Below are 10,254 nucleotides of genomic sequence, written 5' to 3'. Positions count from 1 at the left end.
CTGTTACAATAGTCATAGGTTCTATATCCTTCTAGGTTATTTACGCATTTCCTAGGATATAGGACTTTTTTTGTTTTGAAAACCTGTAAACGTTTTTCCGAGAATTATTTTACACTAACTCTGAGCATGGAGTATTAAATGTCTATTTAATAAATATTTAATTTTTGTTAAATTAAGTGTTGACTTTATGAAAATTAAGTGTAAAATAATATTAAACAAATATTTAATTGATGTTTAAGGAGATATTTATGAAAAAGTTGATTCACAATAAATTATTTCTATCTAGCTTTGTGGCAGACTTGATTTCTAACTTTGGAGATACGCTTTACTATCTGGCTTTGATGAACTATGTCTTGTTTCTACCAGATACCAAGTTTGCGCTGGCTATGATTACCGCATCTGAGACCTTGCCGATTTTAGCAGGCCTCTTTATCGGGATTTGGGCAGACAAGACTAAAAATAAATTGGATACCATTTTAATAACCCTCCTGGTTCGTGTTGGTCTCTATGCCCTTGTTGGTCTCTTAATGGGCTTTGCACCAGCATTTTTGATTGTAGCAGTTGTATGTGTCATCAACTTCTTGTCTGATTTGGCAGGTCAATATGAAAATGGTCTTTATCTGCCTGTCAGCCTGCGAGTAGTAGCAGCTGAAGACCGTGAATCTGCCATGGCTTTTAAAATGACTGTTAAAAGTCTCTTGCAAATTGCCTTTCAAGCCAGCGGAGCCATCCTGATCGGATTTCTGTCCTATCAAAGCCTAGCCTTCTTAAACGCTGGGACCTTCTTGGCTAGTCTTGCTATTATGCTAGTGATTCGTCCTGCTATCGCTAAACTATTGAAGGAAAATCCAATCCAGCAAGCTGAGCAAGTGGAAACAGAGGCAGGGATTATCAAGGGAATGCGTCAAAGCATAAAGGAATCTTATAAGGTTATCCAAAATATTCCTGTACTAAAGGCTTCTATCATTACAATTACCAGCTTGAATGCGATTTTTACCGCCCTCTCACCATTAGCGATTCTTAATATGAAGGAGTTTCCAGATTTTGTCATTGCCAATGCTGGGACAACGGTGGCTCTGATTTCCATTCTCTTCTCAGTTGGGAGCATTCTTGGTTCCAGTCTAGGGATGGCTCTTTTCAAAAATGTTAGCTTGGTTAATCTCCTCAAGTTTTCGACTCTCACGCCTGTTTTACTTTTCCTAGGATTCTTTCTCCACAATATCTATATGGTGTTGGCGGTTATCTTTGTAACGGCAATGATGTTGGGAATTTTCAACCCGAAAATGGGTGCTCTGGTTATGAATGAATTGCCAGAGGATAAATTGGCAACCGTTGGCGGAGGTATCGACACCTTCTGTCAAATCGGCATGGTTGCAGGTCAGGCCCTGGTTGCCCTTATGGTAGCTGTGCTTTCTGCGACAAGTATTTCTCTCATCTTCCTCTTGCTTTCTGTAGGGTTGTTGGGCTATAGCATTTTTACAGGAAAAAATCCTGAAAAGATTGTAGCTAGTGCCTAGAAAGAAAATCCTAACTATTAGGAGGAGAATTGCTTATGAAAAAAATAATCCGTAATAAATTATTCTTGTTCAGTTACCTAGCAGATGTGATTTCCAACTTTGGAGATACACTCTATTATCTAGCTTTGATGAACTATGTCTTATTTCTACCAGATACCAAGTTTGCTTTAGCCATGATCACGGCTTCTGAAACCCTGCCAATCCTGTCGGGATTTTTTATGGGTATCTGGGCGGATAGAACTAAAAACAAATTGGATACCATTCTAGCTACTCTGGTGCTTCGTTTTGCCATGTATGCCCTTGTTGGTTTACTAATAGGATTTAATCCAGCTCTCTGGATTGTAGCAGTCGTTTGTGTGGTGAATTTCCTGTCTGACTTGGCTGGTCAGTATGAAAACGGGCTTTATATGCCACTTAGCCTGCGGGTTTTGGAGGCAGCAGACCGTGAAATTGCCATGGCCTTTAAGAACACCGTGGGCGGCATCTTGATGATTGTCTTTCGGTCCAGTGGTGCCATTCTAATCGGTTATATGACTTACCAAAATCTTGCCTTTTTCAACGCTGGGACTTTCTTGGTCAGCCTTGCGATTATGGCAGGTTTGCGTCCAGCGTTTGCCAAGTTGTTGAAAGAAAATCCTATCCAGGAAGTTGGACAAACCGAAACAGAAGCAGGACTTATCAAGGGAATTGGTCGGAGCCTCAAAGATTCCTATCAAGCCATTCAAAACATACCTGTACTAAAGGCATCTATTCTGACCATTGCGGGTATCAATATGGTTGTTAGTGCCGTATCCCCCTTGGTTATCATGTCTATGAAGGAGTTTTCAGACTTCGTGATTGTCAATTCTGGCATAACTCTTGCCTTGGTATTCAATCTATTTTCTGTTGGTTACATCCTTGGCTCTAGTTTAGGTGTGGCTTTCCTCAAAAATATCAGCTTTCCCAACCTGCTTAAGTGTTGTACAGTTTTGTCAGTCATCCTGTTTGTTGGTTTTTATTTTCATAATATTTACATTGTAATGGCGGTTATCTTACTCAATACCATGACGACTGGCATTATCAATCCAAAATTGTATGCTCTGATAATGAATGAACTACCAGAGGATAAATTGGCGACCATCAATGCAGGAATGGGGACCATATTTAATATTGGGATGCTTGCAGGTCAAGCCATGGTAGCTCTGATGGTGACACTCTTGTCTGTCACAAGTATTTCCCTCATCTTCCTCTTGCTTTCTGTGGGACTATTGGGCTATACTATTCTTACAGGATCCAAACCTATAAAGTCATTAGTGAACACTTAGAAAGAAAACTATGAAATTAGATTACCGAGATTATAGAAGCGAGATTGTCGAAAAATTCTTTATTCCTTTAATTGTTTTGGAACGTGAGGAACCGATTGAGGCGGATTTTTCACAGAAAGAAAAAGACATACTCAAAGATGCTTTGGACATTCGAGATGAAATAGAGGAAAAACTGGCGGATTATCGTCAGGAGGTCAATCAGGTCTTTGTCTGGGGACATATCTTCAACATTTTGCATAACCTTTATTTTTATCTCTTGAATGATGGACATGATCCAAAAACGGTTGAAGAGGCTTGTCGATTGATTGTAAAGCTGTCTCAGGAAGAAGTTGAAGATGCTATGCGGACCATGTTGGCGTCAGAAAATGACGGTCACCACGATAAGGGCCTCAGCCTCATGGAACTATTGGAAAAAACGGATAAAAAGCCGGCGGATAAGTGGTACTGGTCACTGGCTATCCGCAATCCTTTGGAAACAGTTCAGCAGTCTGTCCATCTCTTGGATAAGATGCTTCCAATCTATCAGCCCTATTTTGAGCAGGCAAGAGTGGAGCGGGAAACCTTTGCTCAGGAATTTGACATTGAAAAACTATACCGAGACTCCAAACAGTTGTCCATGACCAGCTTGGATGCATTAGGAGTGGAAACTGCCCAATTCTTCGTGCTCAGTCCTTGGAATTATTGGTTTGCATATTATGGCAACGAAGAATTTGACCATATGAAAGTCGCTCTATTAGCCTCCTGTCGAATTGATCAGATGATGCTCTCAAATGACGAGTTGGACCTGGATGATTTGACAACGGTTCTCAAGGTTATCAGCGATAGTACGCGTTATCAGGTCTTGGTGGAGCTGACCAAGCCCCATGCTAAGAGCAAGGACATTGCAGAACGACTGTCTATTACAGGAGCGGCAGTGTCTTTCCACACCCAGAAATTGATTAACGGTGATTTGCTTCTCTTTAATGCTAAAGACAAGAATGTCAAATACAGTGTCAATCGGGATTTACTCCAACAGGTGATTGATAAGTTGAAAGAGGATTTTGAATTATGATACCAGACCTTGTAAGATTGTTCTTACAAGGTTGTTTTCATTACTTTTTCAACCATTATAGTCGAATGAATTAGATTTTAGACAAGAAACTGTTACTCAGGAACATCAAAAAGACTAGCTCCAAAGGTTCGGGGAACCTTCGGAGGTTGGAAATAGAGCGAACAGAGTTCGTTTCTCCGTGAGCAGAAATCTCACTTTTACTTTCTTATTTTATGGTAGCAGGCTGTCAAAGTCCACTGGCGTTTGATACTAATCAAATCAAGTCAACAAGGTCTGCTTTAGATTTACGAAGAGTATAAGGAAATGAGTTCTAGGGTGGAAATAAGACGAGCGAAACAAGTCACTCTTTTGGAGTAAGGCAAGCCGAAAGTGACATTGTATCTAAGCTAATTCAAATGTCTATTGCTGGTCTATAGCTGGTCTATAGCTTAGTAGGAAATGAGGCTGAGATGGGAAGAGTGGTCGAAAATATGGTATAATATTGGGACGGAGTGTGAAAAAATCTCCTGTTTATCAATTGCTTTGAGTTTGTATAGAAAGGAGCAAATAGATGAAAGATTTACATGCAAAATTATTGACTGATTTTGGGATTAATTTTTCAGATTTGAATTTATTAGAAACGGCTTTTACCCATACTTCCTACGCTAATGAGCATCGCCTTCTAAAAATTTCACATAATGAGCGCTTGGAATTTTTAGGAGACGCTGTACTCCAGTTGATGATTTCCAAATACCTCTACCAGAAGTATCCCAATAAGCCTGAAGGAGAAATGTCTAAATTGCGTTCTACCTTTGTTCGTGAGGAGTCATTGGCTGGTTTTTCTCGAGCCTGTGGCTTTGATCGGTTTCTTCGCCTTGGGAAAGGGGAAGAAAAGTCCGGAGGACGGAATCGTGATACCATTTTAGGAGATGCTTTCGAGGCTTTTTTAGGAGCTCTGCTATTGGACAAGGGAGAAAAGACCGTAGAGGAGTTCATCCATCAAGTCATGATTCCTCGTCTGGAAGAGGGGAACTTTGAACGGGTAACGGACTATAAAACAGCCTTACAGGAAATCTTACAGGTTAATGGGGAAATTGTCATTTCTTACCAGGTTGTAGCGGAAACTGGTCCAGCACACGATAAGACTTTTGAAGTGGAAGTGTCTGCGGATCAGCGTGTGATTGGCCGTGGTCGTGGTCGCTCTAAGAAATTAGCTGAACAAGCCGCCGCAAAAAATGCTGTGGAGGCTAGGGGATAAGTATGTATCTTAAATCGATTGAAATGCAGGGCTTTAAGTCCTTTGCGGATAAGACCAAAGTCGTCTTTGACCGTGGAGTGACGGCTGTTGTAGGACCAAATGGTTCTGGAAAGTCCAATATCACTGAAAGTCTGCGTTGGGCCTTGGGCGAGTCGTCTGCTAAAAGCCTACGTGGAGGCAAGATGCCTGATGTTATCTTTGCAGGAACGGAAAATCGTAAGCCACTCAATTTTGCTTCTGTCGTGGTAACCCTAGATAATGGCTCAGGTTTTATTACAAATAAAAATAAGGAAATTAAAGTCGAGCGTCATATTTATCGTTCTGGTGATGGTGAGTACTTGATTGATGGGCAAAAGGTTCGTCTGCGAGATATTCATGATCTTTTCATGGATACGGGCTTAGGAAGAGATTCATTTTCTATCATTTCACAAGGGCGGGTTGAAGCAATTTTCAATTCCAAACCTGAGGAACGCCGTGCAATTTTTGAAGAGGCTGCAGGTGTTTTAAAATATAAAACTCGTAAAAAGGAAACAGAAAGTAAGCTGGCTCAAGCCCAAGGAAATTTGGATCGCTTGGACGATATTATCTACGAATTGGATAATCAGGTCAAGCCATTGGAGAAACAGGCACAAACTGCTAAGAAATTTCTAGAATTAGATGGTCAACGTAAGGAATTATACTTAGATGTTTTGGTGGCTCAGTTGTCGCTTGGTAAGGAAAAGTTATCGGAAAAAGAAGCCGAACTAGAATCTGTCAAAACTGAATTGACTAGTTACTACAAACAGCGTTCAGAGCTAGAGCAAGAAAACCAATCTTTAAAAGAGAAGCGCCACCGCTTGTCAGTACAATTGGACCGCGAACAGGCTGTTTTATTGGATGTGACCAAGTTAATCAGTGATTTGGAGCGAAAAATTGAGGTCCATAAACTGGAATCTAGTCAAAACGAATCAAGTCGTCAAGAAGCGCAGGCGCGTTTGGAAAACTTGTTGACTCGACGAGAGCAGTTGGAAGAACAAATTAAACAAAAGCAGGGTGTTCTTGAGCAATTAGAGAATTCATTGTCTAGTTTGAAAGAAGATATTGCTGCGGTAGACAAAGAAATTTCCTACTTTTCAGAAGATCCTGATCAGGTTTTAGATCATCTGCGGGAACAGTATGTTGCTCTGATGCAGGAAGAGGCAGAAGCTTCAAACCGTCTGACCAAGATTCAGCAGGATATTGCTAATCAAATCAGTCTTTCTGAGAGTAAATCTGAAGACTTGGCACGCTTGCAGACGGAAAAACAAACAGCTCAAGAAGTACTTGATAAGAGTCGGAAAAGTTTAGAAGAAGCTGATCACGTTTTACGCCAGTTACTTGAGCGCTATCAGACCAAAAAAACAGAATTAGATCAAGTTCAGACTACTTATCAGTCTGAACAAGGTCGTTTGTTTGATTTGTTGGATCTGTTGAAAGGCAAACAGGCTCGCCAGTCTAGTTTGGAAGCTATTTTGAAAAATCACTCCAATTTCTACGCAGGGGTCAAGGCTGTCTTACAGGCGGCACCTAGCTTAGGAGGAATTATTGGAGCAGTCAGTGAACAATTGACTTTTGATACTCGTTACCAAACAGCTTTGGAAATTGCTCTTGGTGGTGCTAGTCAAAATGTCATCGTTGAAGATGAAGCGACTGCTAAACGTGCTATCGCATTTTTGAAAGAAAAACGGCAGGGACGGGCAACATTCTTACCTCTGACAACTATCAAGCCACGTCAGCTTTCTGGACAGCAAATCTCTTTGCTAGAATCTTCCGATGGATTTTTGGGTTTAGCGAGTGATTTGGTGACTTATCAGCCAAATTTAGATGCGATTTTTCAAAATTTGCTAGGCACTATCGCGATTTTTGATACCATTGACCATGCCAATCAGGCGGCGCGGGCAACCAAGTTTCAAGTGCGTATGGTGACCATGGATGGAGCGGAAATCCGTCCTGGTGGAGCCTTTGCTGGTGGTAGCAATCGAAATAACAGCACGACCTTTATCAAACCAGAACTAGATGCTCTTCTAGGAGAAATAGCAGAGCTGTCTAGCCAGTTGCAGGAGCAAGAAAGCTTGGTTGCAGCTAAGAAAACTAGCTTAGACCAGACCAGAGAAGCCTTGGAAACGATTAAGGCTGAGGGGGAAGAAGCTAGATTGAACCAGCAGAGCGCAAGGATTCATCAGGAACAGGCAGAAAATAGACTGGCTCAGCTTTCAGCCCAGTATGACCTGCAAATGAGTCAGGTTAGTCCGACCATTTTGACTGAGCTAGAAGAGGCTGCTACTAAGGAAGAAGCGAACGTCCAAGCCTTGAATGAGAAAAAACAAGCCTTGGATCAACAAATCAATCAAGTTCGTGATAATCGTGATAGTATTCAAGAAAGCTTGCAGAAACTACAGACTCAGAAGGGGCAACTAACTTTGGTACAGGCTGAAGCGACCAGTCAACTTCGTTTTGAACAGACAGATCTGAGACGTTTGCAAGAAGAAAAAGCCACTACCGAAAAGGATATTGCTATCCTTGAAGATTTGATCAATCAGAAAGTAGTGGCTTTAGAAGATACGACTATAGAGATACTGGAAGAGCAGTTGCAGGCGGCATCTGATAAGCAAAACCAGACCAATCAGATACTAATTCGCTTAAAGTTTGAATTGGAAGATATTGATGGGCAGTTTGAAGACTTGGAAGAAAGATTGCAACAAGCTCGGACTAAGAATGATGATTTGATTCGTAAGCAGGCTAAGTTAGAGGCGGATTGTGAGCAAGCGGGCGATACATTACGGACTTTACTTGGTAATTTGACCGAGCATTTTAAATTAAGTTTTGAAGCTGCCCAGTCTCAGGCCAAGGCAGTTGAAAACCTCGCTAGTGCCGAACAAAATCTTAAGAACTTGGAAAGAGCCATTCGATCTTTGGGCCCAGTCAATTTGGATGCGATTGCGCAATTTGACGAAGTCAATAATCGTCTAACCTTCCTCAATGAGCAACGGATGGATATTTTGTCAGCGCGTGATCTTCTTCTGGATACCATTCATGAGATGGATGATGAGGTGAAAGAACGTTTTAAAGTCACATTTGAAGCTATTCGTGAAAGTTTCAAGCAAACTTTCAAACAAATGTTTGGCGGTGGTTCAGCTGATTTGATTTTGACAGAGAATGATATTTTGACTGCAGGTGTTGAAATATCTGTTCAGCCTCCGGGTAAGAAAATCCAATCGCTCAACCTCATGTCCGGTGGCGAAAAGGCTCTTTCGGCCCTCGCTCTGCTATTTTCCATTATCCGAGTGAAGACCATTCCGTTTGTGATACTTGACGAGGTGGAGGCTGCCTTGGATGAGGCCAATGTCAAACGCTTCGGAGACTATCTCAATCGCTTTGATAAGGAAAGTCAGTTTATTGTCGTGACACACCGAAAGGGCACAATGGCAGCAGCGGATGCCATTTATGGGGTAACCATGCAGGAATCTGGTGTATCAAAGATTGTATCTGTCAAATTGAAGGATGTGGAGAAATTATGATAAAAAAGATTTATGCCAGTGATATGGATGGTACGTTTTTACGTGAGGATCATAGCTTTGATAAAAAAAGTTTCCGACGGATTCTGGATCAGTTTAAGGAAATGGGTTACTTGTTTGTTGCGGCAAGTGGACGTTCCCTCCAGAGTCTTAAGCTAATCTTCGAAGATTATGTAGATGAAATCGGGTTTGTTGCTGAAAATGGTTCTATTGTTGAGTATCAAGGTCAGATGATTTTTCTGGATGAACCGATTCGTCCAGAAGTTTACTTGCCTATTATTGCTGGAATTGATGCCGGTCCTTATGGAAGTAGTCGTTCCATGGTATTGTCTGGACTCGAAAACTTTTACTTGTTAAAAAATGCTGAGCCTCAGTTTTTAGGAGCAATGACAAATTATTATGCTCATTTTCAATTGGTGGACTCGTTTGAGGATGTTCAGGAAAAAATAATAAAGATTAATGCCAAATTCACCCCAGATGAGATGGACCAAGCAAGATTGTGGCTCAATCAGACATTTGAGGGTGTGACAGCCATGACAACAGGTTTTGATAATATTGATATTATTCCGAATGGCTCAAATAAATCAGTTGGTTTGAGTCATTTGTGCAGTCATTTTGGAATTACAAGACGAGATGTAGTTGCCTTTGGGGATAATCAAAATGATTTGGATATGTTGGACTTTGCAGGTCTTGCCATTGCAACAGAAAATGCAAGAGAAGAAGTGAAGGCTCTAGCTGATCAGATTATTGGTCATTGCAATGATGGAGCTGTACTGGCTTATTTAGAGGAGGAAGTATATGGCAATTAAATTGATTGCACTAGATTTGGATGGAACCCTTCTGACGTCGGATAAACGAATTTCAGAAGCCAATAAGCAGGCCTTGTTAGCAGCTCGGCAACAAGGTGCTTATGTTGTCTTAACAACAGGACGGCCTTTACAAGCTATTGGTGCTTTTTTGGAAGAATTAGACCTCTTAGGTGAAAATCAATATTCCATTACCTTTAATGGTGGATTGGTACAAGAAAATACAGGGCGCATTTTAGATAAAACTGGCTTCAGCATTGATGATGTTCGTGCAATTCGACAAGTAACCAATCAATTGGACCTACCTCTGGATGTCTTGTATGGAGGAGATGTTTACTCATTACCAGCAGTCAATGAATCTCTGTATCTAACAGCCAATCCTTTGTTGAATAAAATTGATGTGACAGATGAAGAGATGCCAGAAGATTTTGTCTATAATAAGGCGGTGACAGCTGTAGCAGCTGATTTTCTGGATGGACAAATTCCAAAAATTCCTAGAGAATTGTACGATCGTTTTGAAATTTTCAAGTCGCGTGACATGCTGTTAGAATGGAGTCCAAAAGGAGTCCATAAGGCAAATGGATTGGCAAAATTGATTGGGCATTTGGGAATTGATCAATCAGAAGTGATGGCCTGTGGTGATGAAGGTAACGATCTTTCGATGATCGAATGGGCTGGTTTAGGTGTTGCAATGGCTAATGCAACAGACGAAATTAAGTCTGCTGCAAACCTTGTTTTACCAAAAACAAACGATGAAGATGGCATCGCCTGGGCTATCCAACAGTATGTATTAAATGAGGACTAAG

General features: G+C 41.1%; 7 protein-coding genes. All 7 read left to right on the top strand.

The genetic code is table 11. The features are described 5' to 3' along the window. Positions 1–248: 248 nt before the first annotated feature. The 7 genes from K6V48_RS07185 (at position 249) to K6V48_RS07155 (ending at position 10,253) form a co-directional block, all read left to right on the top strand. Positions 249–1,517 (top strand): MFS transporter, encoded by a 1,269-nt coding sequence (locus K6V48_RS07185; RefSeq protein WP_222368756.1) that lies wholly within the window; start codon positions 249–251, stop codon positions 1,515–1,517. Between the two features lie 35 nt (positions 1,518–1,552). Beyond that, positions 1,553–2,821, top strand: coding sequence for an MFS transporter (locus K6V48_RS07180; RefSeq protein ID WP_222368753.1), 1,269 nt, complete (start codon positions 1,553–1,555; stop codon positions 2,819–2,821). A 10-nt stretch (positions 2,822–2,831) separates the two neighbouring features. Further along, a complete protein-coding gene (locus K6V48_RS07175; protein WP_222368750.1) occupies positions 2,832–3,872 on the top strand; it encodes an ArsR/SmtB family transcription factor in 1,041 nt (346 codons plus the stop codon). Between the two features lie 550 nt (positions 3,873–4,422). After that, the gene (gene rnc / locus K6V48_RS07170) at positions 4,423–5,109 is read left to right on the top strand and encodes a ribonuclease III (RefSeq protein ID WP_024397326.1); all 687 of its coding nucleotides are present in this window, start codon (positions 4,423–4,425) and stop codon (positions 5,107–5,109) included. Positions 5,110–5,111: 2 nt separating this feature from the next. Beyond that, positions 5,112–8,645 carry a chromosome segregation protein SMC gene (smc, locus tag K6V48_RS07165; RefSeq protein ID WP_222368748.1) on the top strand — a complete coding sequence of 1,178 codons (3,534 nt, stop codon included), beginning with the start codon at positions 5,112–5,114 and terminating at the stop codon, positions 8,643–8,645. Then, positions 8,642–9,451, top strand: coding sequence for a Cof-type HAD-IIB family hydrolase (locus tag K6V48_RS07160; protein WP_222368746.1), 810 nt, complete (start codon positions 8,642–8,644; stop codon positions 9,449–9,451). The genes smc and K6V48_RS07160 overlap by 4 nt, the downstream gene beginning before the upstream one ends. Next, positions 9,441–10,253, top strand: coding sequence for a Cof-type HAD-IIB family hydrolase (locus K6V48_RS07155; RefSeq protein ID WP_024397323.1), 813 nt, complete (start codon positions 9,441–9,443; stop codon positions 10,251–10,253). The genes K6V48_RS07160 and K6V48_RS07155 overlap by 11 nt, the downstream gene beginning before the upstream one ends. Position 10,254 lies beyond the last annotated feature (1 nt).

The organism is Streptococcus suis (assembly GCF_019794555.1).
Lineage (GTDB): Bacteria > Bacillota > Bacilli > Lactobacillales > Streptococcaceae > Streptococcus > Streptococcus suis_AB.
This window is presented reverse-complemented; position numbering and strand designations above follow the sequence as displayed.